This window comes from uncultured Pseudoflavonifractor sp. (genome assembly GCF_944387805.1).
Taxonomy (GTDB): domain Bacteria; phylum Bacillota; class Clostridia; order Oscillospirales; family Oscillospiraceae; genus Pseudoflavonifractor.
Map to the genome: position 1 here is coordinate 1 of NZ_CALXGI010000045.1, position 21,386 is coordinate 21,386.

At 64.0% G+C, this 21,386-nt stretch carries 23 protein-coding genes; 18 read left to right on the forward strand and 5 right to left on the reverse strand.

Going from position 1 to position 21,386, the window contains the following annotated elements; genetic code table 11:
- Positions 1-73: 73 nt before the first annotated feature.
- On the reverse strand, positions 74-292 hold the full coding sequence (locus Q0K06_RS10085) for a helix-turn-helix transcriptional regulator (RefSeq protein WP_148319298.1): 219 nt from the start codon (positions 290-292) through the stop codon (positions 74-76).
- A 75-nt stretch (positions 293-367) separates the two neighbouring features.
- Here Q0K06_RS10085 and Q0K06_RS10090 point away from each other — a divergent pair, with 75 nt between their 5' ends.
- The gene (locus tag Q0K06_RS10090) at positions 368-601 is read left to right on the forward strand and encodes a hypothetical protein (protein WP_148319296.1); all 234 of its coding nucleotides are present in this window, start codon (positions 368-370) and stop codon (positions 599-601) included.
- Here the strand turns inward: Q0K06_RS10090 and Q0K06_RS10095 are convergent.
- Positions 555-2,087: an AAA family ATPase gene (locus Q0K06_RS10095; RefSeq protein ID WP_294551863.1), complete on the reverse strand. Its 1,533-nt coding sequence runs from the start codon at positions 2,085-2,087 to the stop codon at positions 555-557. The genes Q0K06_RS10090 and Q0K06_RS10095 overlap by 47 nt on opposite strands.
- Positions 2,088-2,288: 201 nt before the next feature.
- On the opposite strand from Q0K06_RS10095, the gene Q0K06_RS10100 reads away from it, so the two are divergent.
- The 14 genes from Q0K06_RS10100 (at position 2,289) to Q0K06_RS10165 (ending at position 15,228) form a co-directional block, all read left to right on the forward strand.
- Positions 2,289-3,320, forward strand: coding sequence for an Ig-like domain-containing protein (locus Q0K06_RS10100; RefSeq protein WP_294551867.1), 1,032 nt, complete (start codon positions 2,289-2,291; stop codon positions 3,318-3,320).
- A gap of 144 nt (positions 3,321-3,464) precedes the next feature.
- Entirely contained in the window at positions 3,465-4,544 is a 1,080-nt protein-coding gene (locus Q0K06_RS10105; RefSeq protein WP_294551870.1) for a 1-propanol dehydrogenase PduQ, read from the forward strand.
- A gap of 199 nt (positions 4,545-4,743) precedes the next feature.
- Positions 4,744-6,219 carry an ethanolamine ammonia-lyase reactivating factor EutA gene (locus tag Q0K06_RS10110; RefSeq protein WP_294551873.1) on the forward strand — a complete coding sequence of 492 codons (1,476 nt, stop codon included), beginning with the start codon at positions 4,744-4,746 and terminating at the stop codon, positions 6,217-6,219.
- A complete protein-coding gene (locus tag Q0K06_RS10115) occupies positions 6,216-7,580 on the forward strand; it encodes an ethanolamine ammonia-lyase subunit EutB (protein ID WP_294551876.1) in 1,365 nt (454 codons plus the stop codon). The genes Q0K06_RS10110 and Q0K06_RS10115 overlap by 4 nt, the downstream gene beginning before the upstream one ends.
- Before the next feature lie 125 nt (positions 7,581-7,705).
- Positions 7,706-8,617 (forward strand): ethanolamine ammonia-lyase subunit EutC, encoded by a 912-nt coding sequence (gene eutC, locus Q0K06_RS10120; protein WP_294551879.1) that lies wholly within the window; start codon positions 7,706-7,708, stop codon positions 8,615-8,617.
- Between the two features lie 12 nt (positions 8,618-8,629).
- Complete coding sequence (gene eutL, locus Q0K06_RS10125; RefSeq protein ID WP_294551882.1) at positions 8,630-9,283, forward strand: ethanolamine utilization microcompartment protein EutL; 654 nt, start codon at positions 8,630-8,632, stop codon at positions 9,281-9,283.
- Positions 9,284-9,459: 176 nt separating this feature from the next.
- Positions 9,460-10,929, forward strand: coding sequence for an acetaldehyde dehydrogenase (acetylating) (locus Q0K06_RS10130; protein ID WP_294551885.1), 1,470 nt, complete (start codon positions 9,460-9,462; stop codon positions 10,927-10,929).
- 392 nt (positions 10,930-11,321) lie between these two features.
- The gene (eutM, locus tag Q0K06_RS10135) at positions 11,322-11,621 is read left to right on the forward strand and encodes an ethanolamine utilization microcompartment protein EutM (protein WP_148319385.1); all 300 of its coding nucleotides are present in this window, start codon (positions 11,322-11,324) and stop codon (positions 11,619-11,621) included.
- Between the two features lie 3 nt (positions 11,622-11,624).
- The gene (locus tag Q0K06_RS10140) at positions 11,625-12,356 is read left to right on the forward strand and encodes an ATP-binding protein (RefSeq protein ID WP_294551887.1); all 732 of its coding nucleotides are present in this window, start codon (positions 11,625-11,627) and stop codon (positions 12,354-12,356) included.
- Positions 12,357-13,193 (forward strand): phosphate propanoyltransferase, encoded by an 837-nt coding sequence (locus Q0K06_RS10145; RefSeq protein WP_294551890.1) that lies wholly within the window; start codon positions 12,357-12,359, stop codon positions 13,191-13,193.
- Positions 13,190-13,480, forward strand: coding sequence for a hypothetical protein (locus Q0K06_RS10150; protein WP_294551893.1), 291 nt, complete (start codon positions 13,190-13,192; stop codon positions 13,478-13,480). The genes Q0K06_RS10145 and Q0K06_RS10150 overlap by 4 nt, the downstream gene beginning before the upstream one ends.
- Complete coding sequence (locus Q0K06_RS10155) at positions 13,455-13,694, forward strand: EutN/CcmL family microcompartment protein (RefSeq protein WP_294551895.1); 240 nt, start codon at positions 13,455-13,457, stop codon at positions 13,692-13,694. The genes Q0K06_RS10150 and Q0K06_RS10155 overlap by 26 nt, the downstream gene beginning before the upstream one ends.
- Positions 13,695-13,718: 24 nt before the next feature.
- Positions 13,719-14,804 (forward strand): ethanolamine utilization protein EutH, encoded by a 1,086-nt coding sequence (eutH, locus tag Q0K06_RS10160; RefSeq protein ID WP_294551916.1) that lies wholly within the window; start codon positions 13,719-13,721, stop codon positions 14,802-14,804.
- Entirely contained in the window at positions 14,797-15,228 is a 432-nt protein-coding gene (locus Q0K06_RS10165; protein WP_294551897.1) for a cupin domain-containing protein, read from the forward strand. Before eutH ends, Q0K06_RS10165 begins: the two co-directional genes overlap by 8 nt.
- A 54-nt stretch (positions 15,229-15,282) precedes the next feature.
- Here the strand turns inward: Q0K06_RS10165 and Q0K06_RS10170 are convergent, their stop codons facing one another.
- Genes Q0K06_RS10170 through Q0K06_RS10180 form a run of 3 tightly spaced genes read right to left on the reverse strand, consistent with a single transcriptional unit; the run spans position 15,283 to position 17,704 of the window.
- Complete coding sequence (locus Q0K06_RS10170) at positions 15,283-16,218, reverse strand: nucleoside hydrolase (protein ID WP_294551900.1); 936 nt, start codon at positions 16,216-16,218, stop codon at positions 15,283-15,285.
- A complete protein-coding gene (locus Q0K06_RS10175) occupies positions 16,215-17,177 on the reverse strand; it encodes a nucleoside hydrolase (RefSeq protein ID WP_294551903.1) in 963 nt (320 codons plus the stop codon). Before Q0K06_RS10175 ends, Q0K06_RS10170 begins: the two co-directional genes overlap by 4 nt.
- Before the next feature lie 11 nt (positions 17,178-17,188).
- The gene (locus Q0K06_RS10180; protein ID WP_294551906.1) at positions 17,189-17,704 is read right to left on the reverse strand and encodes a hypothetical protein; all 516 of its coding nucleotides are present in this window, start codon (positions 17,702-17,704) and stop codon (positions 17,189-17,191) included.
- A gap of 188 nt (positions 17,705-17,892) precedes the next feature.
- Between Q0K06_RS10180 and Q0K06_RS10185 the strand changes: the two genes are divergently transcribed.
- The 3 genes from Q0K06_RS10185 to Q0K06_RS10195 form a co-directional block, all read left to right on the forward strand.
- Positions 17,893-18,600, forward strand: a complete 708-nt coding sequence (locus Q0K06_RS10185; RefSeq protein WP_294551909.1) for a LytTR family DNA-binding domain-containing protein — start codon at positions 17,893-17,895, stop codon at positions 18,598-18,600.
- Positions 18,601-18,602: 2 nt separating this feature from the next.
- Complete coding sequence (locus tag Q0K06_RS10190) at positions 18,603-19,931, forward strand: ATP-binding protein (protein ID WP_294551911.1); 1,329 nt, start codon at positions 18,603-18,605, stop codon at positions 19,929-19,931.
- Between the two features lie 139 nt (positions 19,932-20,070).
- A partial coding sequence (locus Q0K06_RS10195; RefSeq protein WP_294551913.1) for a glycoside hydrolase family 3 C-terminal domain-containing protein occupies positions 20,071-21,386 on the forward strand: 1,316 nt, incomplete at its 3' end.

The window sequence follows — 21,386 nt, forward strand, 5'->3', positions numbered from 1 at the left end:
CCTTTAGGGGTATTGTCTGTATTATGCCCTTATAGGGCTTAATCAAGCCTCCGGCTTAGCCGGAGGTTGTGACTCAAAGGTTGATTTCCCGCTTTTCTGTGCGGCCCACCAGATAGTCCAGAGAGACGCGGTAATACTCGCCAATCGCCAGCATGCTCTTATAGCTGGGAATGGCATCATCCGCCTCCAGCCGCTGGTAGTTCCGGCTGCTGATGCCCAGCGCCTTTGCAGCCTGCTCCTGTGTCAGCCCGGCCTCTTCCCGCAGCTGGCGGACCCGTTGGTTGAAAATCATAGTCAACGCCCCTTGACACGCTATTTGTAGCGTGATATTATGAACACGCAATACATGACGTGAGGAGGAAAAGGTATGGAATCAGCCCTGGAGGAACTGCACTGCTTTTTTGTGGAGAGGCAGAACCTGGACCTGTTTCCCGAGGAGACGGCAGAACTGGAAAAGATACTGTCCGAGCTGCCTCCGGAAATGGCCGCCGCCAAGGAGAGCCTGGTTACCAACGCCTCCATCACAGGCTTTCAGGCCGGTCTGCGCCTGGGCCTTATTCTTGGGTGGGAGTGCGATCTTCCGCCCCGCCGTCTTCCGTAGGCAGGGGAGCGGCGTCCTGGGCGATGGCCTGACCGGGCGTCTCCTCCGGCTCGTCGTCCTCCTTCAGGTCGGACACCGTGATGGCCATCAGGTCCTCCTTGCTGGGGTTCTCCAGCGCCGCCACCCGGTCGGCCTGGCGGGCCACCGCCCGCTCAAAGACGTTGCGCACGTCACGGGCGTTGCCGAAGTTTTCGTCCCGCTCCTCGTAGAGCTGCTTAAAGCCCTCGGCGGCAAACTTGTCTGTCTCCTCGTCCAGGGTGTAGCCGTTCTTCTTGCACATGGAGCGGAAAATCTCCATCAGCTCGTCGCCGTTGTAGTCCTCAAAGTAGAAATACTTGTTGAAACGGCTCTCCAGGCCCGGGTTGGCGTTGATGAAGTTGCTCATCAGCTCGGTGTATCCGGCCACAATGACAATCAGATCGGCCCGGTGATCCTCCATGCCCTTGAGGAGGGCCTCAATGGACTCCTTGCCGAAGTCATTGGGAGAGTCCTGGTTGGCCAGGGCGTAGGCCTCGTCGATGAAGAGCACGCCGCCCAGGGCCTTCTGAATGACCTCGTTGGTCTTGATGGCGGTCTGGCCCACAAATCCGGCCACCAGTCCGGAACGGTCCACCTCCACCAGCTGGCCCTTGGACAGCACACCGATGGCGTGGTAGATCTTGGCCAGCAGGCGGGCCACCGTGGTCTTGCCGGTGCCCGGATTGCCCATAAACACCAGGTGCAGGCTCATGGGGGGCACGGGCAGGCCGTGCTCCTGGCGCATTTTGCGTACCTTGACCAGGTTAATCAGGCTCTTAACGTCCTTTTTTACCTTCTCCAGGCCGCACAGGCTGTCCAGCTCGGAGAGCAGCTCCTCCAGGCTGGGGGCGGGCTCTGCCTCCTCCTTGGGCTGGGCGGCAGCCTGGGGCGCACCCTCGCCCTGAGCGGCGGGAGCCGGGGTGTCCGGCTTGGGGGCGGCGGGACGGCGGGTGATGAAGTCGTTGACATCCAGAGGGGCCTTGTCACCCTTGAGACCGTCACGGTCGCACAGGGCCAGCAGGGTGTCGGCACAGTGGTTGACAAACCCGGCCTCCTCCTCACTGACAATGTCGTCCACCGCTGCGAAGAGCAGCAGCATCAGCGTCATCAGGTCCACGAACCGGCGGGACAGCTTTCCGCCGGACACTTTGTCACTGGCCCGCATGCGGGCAAAGAAGCCGGGAGGCTGGAAGCCGGGGTACTCCGCCACCGCGGTGGACAGCTCCCAGAACAGGATGGAGGGCACCGGGTTCCCCTTGGTGTATACCGCGTTGTAGTACTCCACGTGCCGCGGAGTGAGGGCATTGCCGTCCCGGCCCCAGACGCCCAGCGCACAGGCGCGGAAAAAGGCGTCCGCCTCGGCGGCAAAGCGCTGCCGCAGCGCCCCGTCTCCAATCTGACGCCGGAGGGCGGAAATGCCGTCCTCATACTGTTTGTGGACCGCCGCAGCGGTCATGGAACCCTTCATCAGGCCTCAGCTCCCGTTTTATGAAATGGTACAACAGACATTATATCGGATGGAGACTGGATAATCAATCCTGGACTTGCTTTTGCGGGTAGACATAAGAAATAAAAAATAACGTACAATTTGCGTTAGACCGTTGACGATTCCTGCCGCAGCGTGTAAGATTAAAAGTGATTATGAAACCAAAATGACGGAGGGATGTACATGGCCGCCAGAAAGCCCACGGGGGCGAGAAATGAGACCGTTCGCTGTGAAAACTGCGGCGAGTATTACGCCGTTACCTATAAGCGCTGCCCCTTCTGCGAGGAGCAGGAGGAGTACCGCCGCGCCAGATCCAGAGAGGACTACGACGACGAAGAGGAGTACGAAGACGAGGTCTATGACGAGGAGGAGCCCCGCCATAAAGGCGGGAAACGTCTAAAGACCAATACCCGGGGCGGCGGCTACGGCGGCGGCCCTACGCCCCTCCAGATTGTGGGCTGGGTGATCTCCCTGGCCCTTATTGCCGCGGCTATCTATATTGTGGTTACCATTATCGGGCCTTTTATTCAAAGAGGGGAGCAGGCGGTAGACCCGAATCCCAACCCTGTGACCAGCAGCACGCCCGCGCCCAGCCCCAGCGGCAGCGCCGAGCCGCAGCCCACTGATTCCGCGGCGCCTCAGCCCAGCGATTCCCAGAGCCCGGAGGACGGAGAGATTCCTGCCGGGCAGACCGCCACCGGCTTCACCCTCAGCCTGAGCGAATTCAGCCTGAGCAACCGATACCCCGACCCTGTGAAGCTGAACGTCACATTCTCCCCCGCCGGCTCCACCGGCACCATTACCTGGGAGAGCAGCGACCCTGCTGTCGTCACTGTGGATCAGAACGGCGTGGTAAGCCCGGGAGGCACGACCGGCACCGCCACCATTACCGCCACTATGGCCGGCGGGTATACCCAGACCTGCAAGGTCTATAACTCGGTTACCGGCAGCTCCGGCAGCTCCACCGGTTCGGGCGGCGGCACCGCTGCCACCCTGTCCCTCAACCGGACAGATTTTACCCTGGACAAGGCAGGGGCCAGCTGGCAGCTCAAGGTAAACGGCACCAGCTCCAACCCCACCTGGAGCATCGGCAACTCCTCTGTGGCCACCATCTCCGGCGACGGCACTGTTACCGCTGTGTCCAGGGGTACCACCACCGTCACCGCCACGGTGGACGGCCAGACCCTCACGTGCATTGTGCGCTGTACCTGGTAAGAACGGAAAACATGGAATAGACAGGAGGTCTCCGCAATTCGGAGACCTCCTGCTTTTGCCCCTGCGGAAATTTTTCCGCAGGGGCTATATTTTTTGTGAATTCCGCCATACTAACGCCATCTGAGGAAAAGGCAGGCAGAAAACATGGAGCTTTTTGCGATCAGGCCGGAGATCCGGTTCGGCCCGGACGCTCTGGCGGCCCTGGAGGAGCTGGCAGGGCGGCGGGTGCTCATTGTGACGGACGAATTTCTCGCCCGCAAATCCGGGCTGCTGGAGGGGGTGAAGGCGCGGCTGAAAGGCTGCGAGATCCGCGTGTTTGACCAGGTGAAGCCCGACCCATCCCTCAAACTGGTGGCTCAGGGGGTCTGCGCCCTGCGGGCCTTCGGGCCGGACACCGTGCTGGCCTTTGGCGGCGGCTCTCCCATGGACTGCGCCAAGGCCATGCGCTACTTTGCCGGCGGGAATCCGCCCCCGGAGCTGTGGTGTATTCCCACCACGGCGGGCACCGGGTCGGAGGTGACCTCTTTCGCCGTCCTCACCGACGCAGACGCGGGGGTGAAGTATCCGCTGGTGGATGACGCCCTGCTGCCCGACTGTGCGGTGCTGGACGCATCCCTGCTCTCCGGAGTGCCCCCGGCGGTGACGGCGGACACGGGCATGGACGTACTCACCCACGCCGCTGAGGGCTGCGTGGCAAAGGGGGCCGTTCCCTTCAGCGACGCCATGGGGGAGAAGGCCTTCTCCATGGCCTGGCGTAGCCTGAGCACGGCCCACGCTGGAGACAACGCGGCAAAGGGGGAGATGCTGTTGGCCTCCTGTCTGGCGGGCATCTCCTTTAATGCCGCCGGGCTGGGCATCTGCCACGCCCTGGCCCACGCCCTGGGCGGCCGCTACCACATTCCCCACGGGCGGCTCAACGCCATGCTCCTGCCCCATGTCATGGCCTTCAACAGCGCCGACAAGGGGGCGGCGGACGAGTACGCCCGGCTCTCCGGGCTGTGCGGCCTGGCCAAGAGCGCCCGGGCTCTGATAGGCGGCGTCAGGCGGCTGCGGGCCAGCCTGGGCATGCCGGAGAAGCTCACCGCCTGCGGCGTGGAGGGGCAGACCCTGCTGGCCGACCTGGACGGCATTGCGGAGACTACCTTGGCCGATGTGTGCGCCCCGGGCAACCCCAGACCCGCCACCCGGGAGGATTTGAAGGCCATTTTGAAGGAGCTGATGTAAATGGCACCTGAGCAGCTCCTGTCCGTGGGCATTGACATCGGCACATCCGTGCCCCAGGCAGGCTTGCCTGCCTGGGGATCCCGCAATTTGACATCCTCGGCGGGAGTGAATCCCGCCTGTGGGAAACCGGCCCGTAGGGCCGATTTCACGGGCTTACGCCCGCCCCGCGCTGCGGGGCCCCGGTGGTGGAGGTGCCGGTATGCATGAATCACTGTTGTCCGTGGGGATCGACATCGGCACCTCCACCACCCAGCTGGTTATCTCCCGCCTGACCCTGGAGAACCGGGCGGGGCCCTTCTCCGTGCCGCGCATCGCCATCGGGGAGAAGGAGGTGCTCTACCGCAGCGCCATCCACTTCACGCCCCTTCTCTCCGAGACTGAGATCGACGCCGAGGGGGTGCGGGCCATTGTGGCGGAGGAGTACCGCAAGTCGGGCTTCCGGCAGGCGGATATCTCCACCGGCGCGGTTATCATCACCGGCGAGACCGCCCGGAAGGAAAACGCCCGGCAGGTGCTTGCCGCTCTGTCCGACTTTGCCGGGGATTTTGTGGTGGCCACCGCCGGGCCCGACCTGGAATCCATTCTGGCGGCCCGGGGAGCGGGGATAGACGAATACTCCAAGGAGTATCACAACAAAATATTACACTTTGATATCGGCGGAGGCACTTCAAACCTGGCGCTCTATGATAACGGAACCCTGACGGCCACCGGCTGCCTGGACGTGGGCGGGCGGCTCATCAAGACCGAGCAGGGGCGCATTACCTACGTCTCCCCGGCCCTGGAGCGGCTGGGGGCGGCGGTACCCGGTGTACCAATTCCGAGGGCAGGGGGCCGGGCGGAGATATCCAGCCTGGAACCGGTGGCATCCGCCCTGACCCGCGCTCTGGAGCAGGCGGCGGGGCTGACACCGCCGGACGGCCTGCTGAAAGCCCTCATGACCCGGGACACTGCCTGGACGCCGCCGGAGGGGGTGGATGGAGTGTCCTTCTCCGGCGGGGTGGCCGACTGCATCTGGTCGCCGCCGGGAGCCGATTTTGCCTACGGGGACATCGGCGTTCTGCTGGGCAGGGCCATCGCCGCGTCCCCCGCCTTTCAGCGGGCGGGCATCGTCCGGGGCGCCGAGACCATCCGGGCCACCGTGGTGGGGGCGGGCAGCCACGCCACCCAGGTGTCCGGCTCCACCATCTTCTACCGCAATGTGTCCTTCCCGCTGAAAAACCTGCCCGTCCTCCGGCTGACCGAGGACGAGGAGGGCAGCGGTGACAAACTGGCCGCCGCCCTGCGGCAGAAGGCGGGCTGGTTTGCCGACCAGGGGGGCATGACCCAGATTGCCCTCAGCCTGCGGGGAGAGACCAACCCGGCCTATGGCAGAATCCAGGACCTGGCCCGGGGCATCAAGGAAGGGATGGAGCCGCTGCTGGAGCGGGGCATGTTCCCCGTCATCGCGGTGGAGGGGGACGTGGCAAAGGTACTGGGCCAGACCCTCTGGCCCCTGCTGGGGGCGGAGGGGGCTATCCTCTGCCTGGATGGCATCAGCGCCGGCAGCGGGGACTTTTTGGACATCGGCGCGCCGGTGGCCGGCGGCGCGGTGCTGCCGGTGGTGGTAAAGACCCTGGCCTTCCAGTCCCGGGGAGCCGCAAATACGAGCCAACAACAAAGGGGAGACAGACCATGATACTGAAAACCAGCCTGCACGGCCATGTGTATACATTCCAATCGGTGAAGGACGTGCTGGCCAAGGCCAACGAGGAGAAGTCTGGCGACAAGCTGGCGGGCATCGCCGCCGAAAACGCCGAAGAGCGGGTGGCGGCCAAGGTGGTGACGGCCAACCTGCTCCTGTCCGACCTGCGGGAGAACCCCGCCGTGCCCTACGAGGAGGACGAGGTCACCCGTATCATCCAGGACGACGTGAATGAGAAAATTTACGGTGAGATCCGCAACTGGACCGTGTCCGAGCTGCGGGAGTGGCTGCTGGACGAGAAGCACACCGGTGGGGACATCCGCCGTATCTCCCGGGGCCTGACCGCCGAGATGATCGCCGCTGTGACCAAGCTTATGAGCAATATGGACCTGATCTACGCGGCCAGAAAGCTGCGGGTTACCGCCACCTGCAACACCACCATCGGCGAGGAAGGCACCCTGTCCTGCCGCCTCCAGCCCAACCACCCCACCGACGACCCGGACGGCATTATGGCCTCCCTGCTGGAGGGCCTGACCTTCGGCGCGGGAGACGCGGTGCTGGGCCTGAACCCGGTGGACGACAGCGTGGAGAGCGTGCGGCGGGTGCTGGACCGGTTCCATGAAATCCGCACCCGGTGGGAGATCCCCACCCAGATCTGCGTCCTGGCCCATGTGACCACCCAGATGGACGCGGTGAAGCAGGGGGCCCCCTGCGACCTCATCTTCCAGTCCATCGCAGGCAGCCAGAAGGGCAACGAGGCCTTCGGCCTGGACGGGAAGCTCATCGAGGAGGCCCGGCAGCTGGCCCTCAGGGAGGGCACCGCCACCGGCCCCAACGTGATGTACTTTGAGACCGGCCAGGGCTCCGAGCTCTCTTCCGAGGCCCACCACGGCGCCGACCAGGTGGTGATGGAGGCCCGGTGCTATGGCTTTGCCAAGCGGTTCCAGCCTTTCCTGGTGAACACCGTGGTGGGCTTCATCGGCCCCGAATATCTGTATAATTCCAAGCAGGTTATACGGGCTGGATTGGAGGACCATTTCATGGGCAAGCTGACCGGCGTGCCCATGGGCTGCGACGCCTGCTACACCAACCACATGAAGGCCGACCAGAACGACATCGAGGACCTGGCCGTCCTCCTCACCGCCGCCGGGTGCAACTACTTCATGGGCATCCCCCACGGCGACGACGTGATGCTCAACTACCAGACCACCGGCTTCCACGAGACCGCCGCCCTGCGGGAGCTCTTCGGCCTGACTGCCATCAAGCCCTTCCAGGACTGGCTGGAGAAGATGGGCTTTGTGCGGGACGGAAAACTGACCGAGCTGGCGGGGGACGGCTCCGTGCTGCTCTCATGAAGGCGGCACGGGCTCCCCAACGAAGTCCAGCGAAAGCGGGTTCGTTGGGGAGGAGGACGAACAACGGAATGAATGAGCCCTGCCGTTTATGGCGGGGCGAAGAATATGGAGTTTGTGAGGACGATATGAACGACAAGGAACTGCGCGCCCTCATTGAGCGCATGATCGCCGAGGTGGCCGGACAGGCCCCCACTCCCCAGGTGAAGGGGAGCGACTACCACCCCATGGAGCCCCAGGGCGTGACCCGTCCGTCAACCGGGAACATTGACCCTGCCGCCGCCATTCCGGACATCACCCAGACCGACCTGCGGCGGCAGTATCTGGTAGAAAACCCCAGAAACGGGCGGGCCTTTCTGGACCTGAAGCAGAAGACCCCCGCCCGCATCGGCCTGGGCCGGGCGGGCGCCCGGTACAAGACCGCCACCATGCTCCGCTTCCGGGCCGATCACGCAGCGGCCCAGGACTCCTGCTTCTCCATGGTGGACGAGGCATTTGTGAAGAAGGGCGGCTTTGTGCCGGTGCAGACCCTGTGCAGGGATAAGGACGAGTACCTGACCCGGCCCGACAAGGGCCGCCGGTTCGACGAGGCCAATCAGGCCATTATCCGCCAGACGCTGGGACAGAAGCCCCGTGTGGCTCTGGTGGTGGGGGACGGCCTCAGCTCCGCCGCCATTGAGGCCAACGCCCTGGACTGCCTGGAGGCCATTCGGGGCGGCCTGAAGGCCTACGGGCTGGAGGCTGGCCCGGCGCTCTTCGTCAAGTTCTGCCGGGTGGGCGCCTCCGACCACATCGGCGACCTGACCGGCGCGGAGGTGGTGTGCATGCTGGTGGGGGAGCGGCCCGGACTGGTGACCGCCGAGTCCATGTCCGCCTATCTCACCTACCAGCCCCACATCGGCATCCCCGAGTCCAAGCGCACGGTGGTCTCCAACATCCACCGTCAGGGAACTACGGCGGTGGAGGCCGGCGCCCATATCGCAGAATTGATTCACACCATGCTGGAGAAAAAAGCCTCCGGCATTGATTTGAAGCTGTAAGGGGGCGGAACCATGATTGATGCGCTGATTCCTGTCAAGGTGCTGGCCACCCACACCATCGCCAACGTCAGCGAGGGGCTGGCCAAAAAACTGGCCCTGCCCGGCGGCCACCGATCCATCGGCATCCTTACCACCGACTGCGACGACATGACCTACTGCGCCCTGGACGAGGCCACCAAGGCCGCCGCCGTGGAGGTGGTGTACGGCCGGAGCCTGTACGCGGGCGCGGCCAACGCCTCCACCAAGCTGGCCGGGGAGGTCATCGGTATTCTGGCCGGGCCAAACCCGGCGGAGGTCCAGAGCGGCCTGCGGGCGGCGGTTGCCTTCCTCCAGGAGGGCGGCGGCTTCCGCTCCGCCAATGAGGACGGCTCGGTGGTCTATTTTGCCCACACCGTCTCCCGCACGGGCACCTACCTGTCCCAGACGGCGGGGGTGGCCGAGGGGGAGGCCCTGGCCTACCTCATCGCCCCACCGCTGGAGGCAATGGTGGGGCTGGACGAGGCGCTGAAGGCGGCGGACGTGGAGCTGGTGACGCTCTATGAGCCGCCCAGCGAGACCAACTTCGGCGGCGGCCTGCTCACCGGCACACAGAGCGCCTGCAACGCTGCCTGCGCGGCCTTTGCCGAGGCGGTAAAGGCAATTGCGGCCCGGCCCAGAGAAATTTGAGACCGTCGATAAACGCGGAGACGCAAGATTTCGGAGGGAAAGATAGTGTGAAAGAAAACCGTCAGGGTTGTCTTTCGCGTGTAATCAAACCACGTTTTCAAACGTTCATTGCGTTTGAAAACGTGAAGCAGCCTGGCGAAAATACTTTTTCGACAGGCTGATTTAGGAGGGATTCCATGCAGCTGGATAAGGATTTACAGTCGGTCCAGGAGGTCCGGGACCTGATTAAGAGGGCCAAGGAGGCCCAGCGGGCCCTGGCCCGGATGGACCAGGCCCAGATTGACAAAATTGTGGCCGCCATCTCGGCGGCAGGCGCGGAGCACGCCGGGCGGCTGGCCGCCATGGCCGTGGAGGAGACCGGCTTCGGCAAAAAAGAGGACAAGGAGCTGAAAAACCGCTTCGCCGCCCTCACCCTCTATGAGGCCATTAAAAACGAGCGCACCATCGGCATCCTGGCCGAGGACAACGAGAAGCGCATCATCGACATCGGCGTGCCCGTGGGGATTGTGGCCGGGCTGGTGCCCTCCACCAACCCCACCTCCACCGTCATCTACAAGGCCATGATCTGCCTCAAGGCGGGCAGCCCCATCATCTTCTCCCCCCACCCCAGCGCCCTGAGCTGTATCCGGGAGACGGTGGCGGTGGTCTGTCGGGCGGCGGAGGGGGCGGGGGCGCCTGCGGGGAGCATCTCCTGCATCTCCACCCCCACCATGGAGGCCACCAGCGCCCTGATGAAGCACCGGGATACCCGGCTCATCCTGGCCACAGGCGGCGGGGCCATGGTCAAGGCGGCCTACTCCTCGGGCACCCCGGCCATCGGCGTGGGCGCGGGCAACGGCCCGGCCTATATCCACCGCACAGCAGACGTACCCATGGCGGTGAAGCGGATTCTGGACTCCAAGACCTTTGACAACGGCACCATCTGCGCCAGTGAGCAGAGCATTGTGGTCACCCGGGAGATGGAGCCTGCGGTGACGGCGGAGCTGACACGCCAGGGGGCCTGCATCCTCAGCGACGGGCAGCACAAGGCCCTCTCCAAGTGCATTCTCCGGCCCAACGGCACCATGAACCCGGCCATTGTGGGCAAGAGCGTGGAGCAGGTGGCCGCCCTGGCCGGGCTGTCCGGCATCCCAGCTGGCGCCCGGGTGCTGGTGGCCCGGGAGACCGGCGTGGGCCCCGGCTACCCCTATTCCAACGAGAAGCTGGGGCTGATTCTGGCCCTCTACGTGGAGCGCGACGAGGAGGCCGCCCTCCGCCGGTGCGTGGAGATTCTGGAGTGGGAGGGCGCGGGCCATACCTTCTCCATCCACGCTGAGGACGAAAATGTGGTGAAGAAGTTCGCAGCCGCTGTGCCCGCCAGCCGGGTGCTGGTGAACACGCCCTCCTCTCTGGGCGGCATTGGCGCCAGCACCTGCCTGTTCCCTGCCCTCACCCTGGGCTGCGGCGCGGTGGGCGGCTCCTCCAGCTCCAACAACATCGGCCCCCTGGACCTCATCAACATCAAGCGGGTGGCCTGGGGCGTCAAAGAGCTGGAGGAGCTGCGGGGCGGCGCTGCCTGCCGGGCGGACGGGGCGGCCCGCGGGACGGTTGACGCCGCCGCCATGGACGAGCTGGTGCGCCTGATTATGAGGAGGCTGAACGTATGAGCGAGGTCAACGCCGACGGCGTGCTGCTCAACCCCCATGAACACCTTTTGCAGGAGGTGCAGAACCTGACCAACAGCCTGATGGCGGACAAGCCAGCCGGAGCCGAGAGGGAGGAGACCATGGAGCACCCGGTGACCGCCCTCAACGGCGAGCCGGCCGGAACCGTGGGCGGCGCGCCCCATATGCCAGTCAGGGCTGTGGAAGAAAAAGAGGGGAAAAAGCCCCGCAGAAAGCGGGCGCGAGCCGCCCGGACAGAGGAAAAGGAGACATCGGTTTCCACAATGGGCCGGACGGATGTGGAAAAAATACCCGAGGGACAGAATATGCCCCAGGGTGGGAACCATACAGAACGCCCCCCTTCCGGGGCGCACAATGGAAAAGGAGACAGGAAAATGGCAAACACAAATGCACTTGGTATGGTGGAGACCCGCGGCCTGGTGGCCGCCATTGAGGCGGCAGACGCCATGGTGAAGGCGGCAAACGTCCAGCTGGTGGGCAAGGAGCAGGTGGGCGGCGGCCTGGTGACCGTGATGGTCCGGGGCGACGTGGGCGCTGTCAAGGCGGCCACCGACGCGGGCGCTGCCGCAGCGGAAAAGGTGGGCGAGCTGGTGAGCGTCCACGTTATTCCCCGCCCCCACGCCGAAGTAGACTCCGTCCTGCCCCATGGCAAGGGCGAGTACGACGGGCAGTAAGCCGTGGCGCTGCTGACCGAGGAGGACGTGCGCCGCATGTCCGGCGGCGGCACCCGGGGTCCGGTGGTGGTCCGGGCGGGGGAGGTTCTCACCCCTGCCGCCCGGGACTGGCTAAAAGAAAAGGGGGTGGAGGTGGTCTATCCCCAGGGCAATTCTGAGGAGACGGGGGAGCGGCCCAAGTACTGTACCCTGTCCGGGGCGGTGCTGGCGGAGAAGCCGGAGCACATGACCCACCTGAAGGGCAACATTTTGGTGGACAAGGACCACCCCCGCATCGCCTTCCGGGGCTGCATTGACAGCCTGGAGGCGGAGATTCTCCTGGCCCAGCAGACCTGTGCCGGGGCGGGCTATCCCGCTCTGGCACAGGAGCTGGAGGAGGTGCTGACCTTTGTGCGGCGGTTCATCCGCTTCGACGTGCTGGACGAGCCGGTGGGGGAGATTGCGCTGTGCGGGTACGGCCCGGCGGAGCTGCGGGAGTACTCCCACTACCCGGAGAAGTACCTGGGTCAGCCCCACTTCATGCCCCACTACACCGACTCCCCCGCCATTCTGGCGGTGAACAAGGTGCGCACCGTGGTGCGGCGCACCGAGCTGGCGGCCTATGCCGCCTTCCGGGACGCCGATGGCGGCGTGAAGAGGCCGGACATGATTCTGGGGCTAAACCGCCTGTCCTCCCTGATGTGGATCATGATGATCAAGCTCAAGGCGGGGAAGTATCCCCGGGAGGTGAAGTAAATGGAACACACAGCGCTGGAACGGCTGGCGGAGGCGGTGGTGGAGCGGCTGACCGTGCCCCTGGAGGCAAGCGGACGGCATGTCCATCTGTGCCGGGCCCATGTGGAGGCCCTGTTCGGACCGGGCCACCGGCTGGAGAAGGTGCGGGACCTGTCCCAGCCGGGGCAGTTCGTCTGTGCCGAGCGGGTGACCCTGGTGGGCCCCAAAGGCCAGCTGGGCAACGTGGTGGTGCTGGGCCCCGAGCGGCCCGAGAGCCAGGTGGAGATCTCCCTCACGGACGGGGTGGCCCTGGGCATCACGCCCCCGGTGCGCATCTCGGGGGACACGGCCGGTACGCCGGGCATTGTGCTCCGGGGACCGGCGGGGGAACTCACCCTGAAACAGGGTGTCATCGCCGCCAAGCGGCACATCCACATGACGCCCCAGGACGCGGCACGGTGGGGTCTGTCCGACAAGCAGGATATCCGGCTGCGCACCCTCACCAGCCGTCCGGTTACCTTTGAGGCGGTGGAGGTACGCATTTCCCCAAAATTCTCCACCGCCGTCCACCTGGACTATGACGAGGCCAATGCCTGCGGCTTCCGCAAAGGGGACCGGGCTATTCCTCTGCCGGACTGGGAGGGAAGGGGGAGTGACGGGCCTCGTCGTAATCGCGCCGAGTGGCGCGTCCCGAGCGTTTTGCCCTGCAAAACCTCGATGGAGGGCAGATTCACTCTGCCCGAACGGATTTCAACAGGGGCTCCCGGAAAGGCTTGCCTTTCTGGGGCTGAGGCCAATGCCTGCGGCTTCCGCAAAGGGGACCGGGCCATTCCCGTGACAGGGGGAGAGGGCCTGTGACTCTGGAGGAGCGGGGCGGAGACCTGCTCATCACCCATCTCCCCATCGAGCAGATGGCGCTCCTCTCCCTGGGCGTGGCCCTGACGGAGGAGGAGCGGACGGTTCTTCTGGCCCTGCTGGAGGGGCGGCGGGTCTACCTGGCCGACGGGGCTCTGGAGTATAAGCAATACGCCCGCACCGCCGAGCGGGGGATCTATATCCGCTTTACCGCCATGGAGCGGGAGCTGCGGGAGCTGGGCATCCGGAGAGGAGGGGGCGGCCGTGCTGCTGGGTACGGTAGAGGGTAATATCTGGTCCACCAAGAAGTCCCCCGGCCTCTTCGGCAAGTCCTTTCTCACCGTCCGGGTGGGGGGAGAGCTCCTTATCTGCGCCGACTGCGTGGGCGCAGGGGAGGGAGAACGGGTGCTGGTGGCCACAGGCGGCGCGGCCCGTGTGGCAGCCGGGAAGGACGTCCCGGTGGATGCCGCCGTGGTGGGCATTGTGGACCAGACCTGGCCCTGAGAGAACAGGAAAGGGGCAATGAATTTGTCCATCAACGAGATTATCATCTATCTAATGGTCCTCTTCATGGTCCTGGGCGCAGTGGATCGAATTCTGGGCAACCGCTTTGGCCTGGGGGAGAAGTTTGAAGAGGGCATCCTGAATATGGGCGCCCTGGCGCTTTCCATGATCGGCATCATCTGCCTGGCGCCGGTGCTGGCCGGCGTGCTGCGTCCAGTGGTGGTGCCGGTGTACCAGTTCCTGGGGGCCGATCCGGCCATGTTTGTAGGCACCATTCTGGCCAACGACATGGGCGGCGCGCCTCTGGCCAAAGAGCTGGCCCTCACCGAGGAGGCGGGGCAGTTCGGCGGCCTTATCGTGGGCGCCATGCTGGGGCCCACCATTGTGTTCACCATCCCCGTGGGCCTGGGCATCATCCGGAAGGAGGACCGGCCCGCTCTGGCCTCCGGTGTGCTGGCGGGGGTAGTCACCATCCCTCTGGGCGCCCTGGCAGGCGGTCTGGCGGCTGGGTTCGGCGTGGGCATGGTGCTGCGCAACCTGATCCCCATCGTGCTCATCGCCGTGCTCATCGCCATCGGCCTGTGGAAGATCCCAAACGGCATGGTGAAGGGCTTTCAGGTGTTCGGCAGGGCGGTGGTTATCCTCATCACCGTGGGCCTGGCCATTGCCATTGTCCAGAAGCTGACTCCCATCACCATCCTGCCCGGCCTCACCCCCATTGAGGAGGGCTTCACCGTGGTGGGCGACATCGCCGTGGTGCTGGCGGGAGCGTTCCCCCTGGTGTACGTTATCACCAAGGTGTTCCGCAAGCCGCTGATGAAGCTGGGCCATCTGCTGGGCATGAATGACATCGCCGCCGCCGGGATGGTGGCCACTTTGGCCAACAACATCCCCATGTTCGGCATGATGAAGGATATGGACCACCGGGGCAAGGTCATCAACGTGGCCTTTGCCGTATCGGCGGCCTTTGTGTTCGGCGACCACCTGGGCTTTACCGCCGGCTTTGACTCGTCTATGATTTTCCCCATGATTGTGGGCAAGCTGGTGGGCGGCGTGTCCGCCGTGGCGGTGGCCATGCTGCTGACCAGAAAGGAGGTAAGCCGTGGATAAGCAGGCGCTGGAGGCCCTGGTGCGCCAGGTGCTGCTGGAGAAGCTGGGGGAGGTCCCGGGAGAGACGGTGAAGAAGGTCCCGGTGCTCCAGCTGGAGGTGACGGAGGAGCACCGGATGGACACCGGCCGGGCGGGGGACAGGGTCTATACCCGAGACCTGTTCACCCGCTCCGAGAGCCCCCGGCTGGGGGCGGGCATCATGGAGATGACCGACACCACCTTTCCCTGGACACTGAACTACGACGAGATGGACTATGTGCTCGAGGGGCGGCTGGACATCCAGACCGGCCGGAGTACTGTATCCGCCGGACCGGGGGAGATCATCTATATTCCCAAGGGCAGCGCCATTCGCTTCTCCGTGACAGGGCACGCCCGTTTTCTCTACTTTGTCTATCCGACGGACTGGCAGAACCAGAACGCATAAAAAGCAGGTGGAAAGCGCAGCTTTCCACCTGCTTTTTTCACTATCTGAGAGAGGTTATCCGCCGTACTCCCTCAGCAGAGCCAGCAGCCGCCGGACAAAGCGGGGCCGGTCCACGTCCAGCACCAGGTCCACATTGGGGGGGCGCTTGGCGTCGCTGAAGGCGTCGGTAACGGTCTTGCCCCGGGTGTGAACGCCGGCGCGCTCCACCCCCACCCAGCAGTGGACGGCGGTAAAGAGGGTGGGGGCAATGGCATACAGCATCGCGCAGGGGTCGTGCATGGGGGCGCCGGGGGTGCCGTAGGGCACGGCCCAGGACAGCTCCTGCCGGCTGAGGGCGGCGCAGAAAGCGGCCTGCACGGTGCCGAAGCCCTCCAGCTCTTCCACCTCATTCTCCGTCAGGTGCGCCCGGTGGCATACATCCAGCCCGCACAGGGCGGTGGGCATGCCGGAGCGGAACACCATCTCAGCGGCCTCCGGGTCGGCGTAAATATTGAACTCGGCGGCGGGTGTGGCGTTGCCGAAGCAGGCGCCGCCTCCCATGACGGTCAGCTTTTTGATATACTTGGGCAGGTCGGGGTACTTGGCCAGAGCAATGGCCAGGTTGGTCAGGGGGCCGGTGGCGATGAGCTCCAGCTCTCCGCCCAGGGCCTTCGCCTCCCGCCAGATTACATCCCAGGCCTTCTCGTCCCGGAGCACAGACCTGGGCTCGGGCATGGGCCAGCCCATAAGGCCGTCGGCGCCGTGGACTTCGCTGGCCTCCCGGGCCTGGCCGGTGAGGGGGCGGTCCGCGCCGGGGTACACCGGGATGTCCTCCCGGCCGCCCAGAGCCAGAATTTTCAGCGCGTTGGGGGCGGTGTGGACCAGGGGCACATTGCCCGCGACGGGGGTAATGGCCTTGATATCCAGCTCGGGGGCACGGAAGGCGGCCAGCAGAGCCATGGCGTCGTCAATGCCCGGGTCGCAGTCGATAATAACGCTTCGCTTGTTCATGCCTGTCCCTCCCCATACGCTTTTACAGCCTCTACCAGCAGGTCGGCAAAACCGTCCCGGTTTACGTCCAGAATGACCCGGGCATTGGGGGCAGCGGCGGTGATATGGTACCGATCGCCCACTGTGGCGCCCCGGGTGTAGTCCCCGGCCACCTCGATGTCCACGTGCATCTCCTCCACGGTGAACAGCTGGGGGGCCGTCAGAGCGGCCACCGCCACCGCGTCGTGGACGGGAGCGCCGGCGTAGCCCTTCTCCCGGTGGAAGCGGTAGAAGAACTCCAGCCAGTCCGCCACAATGCGGGCAACCGGGTTGCCCACGGAGCGCACCCGCTCGAAATCCTCGGGGAAAATCAGGGCCTTTTCGGTCACGTCCAGCCCGGCCATGGTGATGGGGACACCGGAGCGGAACACAATGTCGGCAGCCTCCGGGTCCACCAGAATGTTGAACTCAGCGGCAGGAGTCCAGTTGCCGTGGGCAATGCCGCCGCCCATGAGGGAGATGCCGCCGATCTTCTCCTTCAGCTCCGGGTGGGACAGAAGCAGGGAGGCCACATTGGTCAGGGGTCCGGTGGGCACCAGGTACACCGGCTCCGTGCTCTCGGAGAGCACCTTTGCCATCAGCTCGGCGGCGGAGCAGGACAGAGGCTCCCGGTCCGGCTCAGGCAGGACGGGGCCGTCCAGTCCCGACTCGCCGTGGACGCTGGGGGCCGCCATGGGCTCGGCTACCAGCGGGCCGGGACGGCCCTTGGCCATAGGCGCGCCGATGCCCAGCAGCGTCATGACCCGCAGGGCGTTATAGGTGGTCTTTTCAATGGTCTGGTTGCCGCAGACCGAGGTGATGGCCCGAATATCCAGGGCAGGGGACGACTTTGCCAGCATCCAGGCTATGGCGTCGTCGTGGCCCGGGTCGCCGTCCAGCAGGACGGGAATCCGGGCGGGAAGCTCCCAGTGGATTGACATAATGTTCCTCCTTAAAAGCCGTAAGACTTGCACAGGGCGCTGAGCTCAGCCGCCTTCTTCCCGACGGGGAAGGCTGCGGCTTCCGCCGGCGTGCGACCTTCCATCAGCACAAGGTGCACCCCCAGCCGCTTAATGCGCTTCCCCAGGACAGCCCTGGCCTTATTCTCCTCGGCGATCATGGTCAGGTAGAGCGTGGTAAAGAGTCTGTCCGCCCGCACGCTGTCCCCGGGGGCAGCCGCATAGGCGCCGGAGAGCCGGGTAATAAGGTCCAGGACAGAGTCGCTGGGCAGCAGGTCGCCCTGGGGCGGCCGGACACCCATGGCGTCGTATACAGCGGTAAAGTCAGCCATGACCTTGTCCCGGCCGTACCGCTGGGCCAGATCCAGCAGACGGGTAAAGCAGTCGGTGTCGGTGGGCCGCCGGGTCCAGAAAAAGACCCGCTCCTGAACGCACCAGCGGTCAAACTTCCCCTCGGTGAAGCCGATGCTGGTGCTGCCGGGGAAGGATTTCACTACCTCAAAGGCCATAGAGCCCCCTCCTTTCTGTGAGGTAAGTATAGCAAAAGTGAGATGGGTGCCGCAAGGCCCTTTCTCTCTGCGGAGAGGAAGAATGGAAAAAAGGTTTGCGCCGCGAGAAGCATGCGTGATAGAATAATAATCCAAATTAAGGGCTGCACTTGGACGTGAACAGAAAAAGAGAAAACAGGGGGGACGGGATGCTGAACATTGCCATTGTAGAGGACGATCCCCGGGCTGCCGGGCTGCTGGTGTCCTATTTGGACCGCTACGCCCAGGAGCGGGGGACTGCCTGCAACAGCGTGATTTTCAACGACGCGCTGGACTTTCTCACCGGCTACAAGGCCAGCTTTGACCTGGTGTTTATGGACATCGAGCTGCCTGGCCTGGACGGCATGGAGGCCGCCCGGCGGCTGCGGGAGGTGGACGAGAGCGTCATCCTGATCTTCGTGACCAACATGGCCAATTTTGCCGTGAAGGGCTACGAGGTGGACGCACTGGACTTCATCGTCAAGCCGGTGGCCTATTTCCCCTTCTCCATCAAGCTGGACCGGGCGGTGAAGCGGCTGGAGAGCCGCCAGGAGCGCGAGCTGCTGGTGCCGGCGGAGGACGGAGTGGTGTGTCTGAAATGCTCTGAGGTGACCTATATCGAGGTCATGCAGCACCGGATTACCTACCACACCCGGGACAAGAGCTACGCCGGTTATGGATCCCTGAAGAAAATAGAGCCCCTTCTGCCGGAGAAGGCCTTTGTCAGGTGCAACAGCTGCTATGTAGTCAACCTGCGCTATGTCCGGCAGGTCAAGGACTTCAGCGTGCTGGTGGGGGAGGACTGGCTGACCATCAGCCACGCCAGGAGAAAGCCTTTCCTCAGCGCGCTTAACGAGTACATCGGGAGTATGGAATAGTTATGTATGAGGTTACCCAGCTGTTCTGGTACAAGTCGGTCTTTATGGCCGAGATTCTGTTGGCTGAATTTCTCTTCACCTTCCGCCTGAAGAAAAAGGACCGCTATCCCCTCCGCTTTGCCCTGGCGGCCCTGCTGTGCATGGCCGCCTCGGTGGCCGCGCCCATTCTGGGATACAACGCCCTGTACAGCTCGGCGCTCTTCTTCGTGCTGTTCGCCGTGTCGGTGGGGGCGCTGATGCTGTGCTACCGGGAGCCCTTCCTCCACATCTTCTTCTGCGCCGTGGCGGCCTATACGGTGCAGCACATCGCCTTTGAGCTCTATAATTTCATCGTGGTAGTCACCGGACTCAACGCCGGGCTGCCTGTGGAGGTGTACGGCGAGAGCGCCGCACGGCTGTCCGGACTCTTCCTGACGCTGGTGTATGTGGACGCCTACTGCATTGTCTACTGGCTCATGACCATCACCTTCGGCTCCATGATCCGCAAAAACGAGGACCTGCGCATCCGCAGCACCTCCATGCTGGTGCTGGTGGCCCTGGTGGTGCTGGTGGACATCGTCATCAGCGCGGTGGTCACCTATTACAGCTACGAGAACAACAACTCCTTCTATGTGAGCGTGGCCTCCGTCTACAACATCCTCTGCTGCCTGCTGGCCCTGTACGTCCAGTTTTCCCTGCTGTCCAAGCGGCAGCTGGAGCGGGAGCTGGACACGGTCAACAGCCTCTACGAGCAGGAGAAGAAGCAGTACGACATGTTCAAAGAGAACCTGGACTTCATCAACGTCAAGTGCCACGACCTGCGCCACCAGATCCGCCAGATCGGCCGCAGCAGCTCTCTGGACGAGGCGTCTATTCGGGAGATGGAGGACGTGATCTCCATCTACGACTCCGCCGTGGAGACGGGCAACAAGACCATCGACATCATCCTCACCGAGAAGAGCCTCATGTGCAACAAGAACCACATCAAGCTCACCTGCATTGTGGACGGCGGCGAGATGTCCTTTATGGCCGAGCAGGATATCTACTCCCTCTTCGGCAACGCCATCGACAACGCGGTGGAGGCACTCTCCCAGGTGGAGGATGAGGAAAAGCGGGTGGTGGGCATCATTGCCAAGCGCAAGGGCATGTTCGTGTCCCTCCAGTTCTATAACTACTGCCCTCAGCCGCCCCAGTTTTCCGGCGGCCTGCCCGTCACCACCAAGGCGGACAAGCAGTACCACGGCTTCGGCATGAAGAGCATCCGCATGATCGCCCAGAAGTACGGCGGCGAGATGGACGTCTCAGTGGAAAATCAGGTGTTCAACCTGCGGCTGCTCTTTCCGCTGGAATAGTCCGAAAGAAGGAATATGCTGCAAAAACGGGCAGTTATGTCAAAACAGTTGCACCGTGCTCGATCCCCTTTGTATACTGTGTGCAAGGTTCGCGGAGGGCGCCATCCGCGGAAAACATAATCAAGGGGGATGAAACGAAATGAAAAAGAAGCGGATGTCCAACCGCCGCTTTATGGCCATTCTGATTCCCATCATGGCCATCGTGCTTGTGACACTGATGATCTGCAACCTGCTGGCCCTCAACTACCGGGGCCTCATCTCCACCTTCTTCAACCATACCACCTACAAGATTGTGGAGACCAGCAATTCCACAGGGGACAGCACCTACTATCCCTGCGACTTTGACACCGAGGAAGAACTGAATGAGCACAGCGGCCAGGTGGCTGAGACTCTGGAGGCCGAGGGTATGGTCCTGCTGGAGAACAACGGCGGCCTGCCCCTGGCCAAGGACAGCAGGGTGAGTCTGTTCTCCGTCTCCTCTGTGAACATGGTCTACGGCGGCACTGGCTCCGGCAGCGTGGACACCTCCACCGTGCCCGACCTGAAGGCTGCCCTGGAGGCCTCCGGCCTTACTGTCAACCCCACCCTGTGGGACTTCTACCAACAGAAGAGCGCAGACGGGTACACCCGCAGCGCCCCCAACTGGCGGGGCGGCCAGTTTTCCATCAACGAGGTGCCCTGGGCTGACGTGGCGTCCGCCGCAGGCAGCTCCTTCGCCGACTACGGCGACGCGGCCATCGTGGTCATCTCCCGCTCGGGCGGCGAGGGCTCCGACCTGACTGCCGTCAACTTCGCCGAGACCGAGGGCGTGGCGGGCAACTCCGGCAACTACCTGGAGCTGAGCGCCGAAGAGGCCGACATGCTTGCCGCCGTCAACGAGCAGTTTGACAATGTGGTGGTCCTCATCAATGCCAACAACGCCCTGGAGCTGGGCTGGCTGGCCGACTATGAGAATATCAGGGCCGCCCTGTGGATCGGCGGCGTGGGTCAGACCGGCCTGTACGCCGTGGCAGATGCCCTGGTGGGCGACGTGGTGCCCTCCGGCCGCCTGGTGGATACCTACGCCTACGATGCCTCCAGCGCGCCCGCCGCCCAGAACGCGGGCGCCAACTTCTGGATTAACAATGGCTTCTCCAACGAGTCCGACCAGTACATTGTCTACGCTGAGGGCATCTACGTGGGCTACCGGTACTATGAGACCCGCTACGAGGACGTGGTCATGGGCACCGGCAACGCCGGCGATTACGACTACGCCTCTACCGTCCTCTATCCCTTCGGCTACGGCCTGAGCTACACCCAGTTCCAGTACAGCGACTTCTCCATGGCGGAGAACGGCGACAGCTTCACTGTCTCCGTGACCGTCACCAACACCGGCGATACCTACACCGGCAAGGACGTGGTCCAGGTCTACTTCCAGTCTCCCTACACCCAGTACGACATGGACAACGGCGTGGA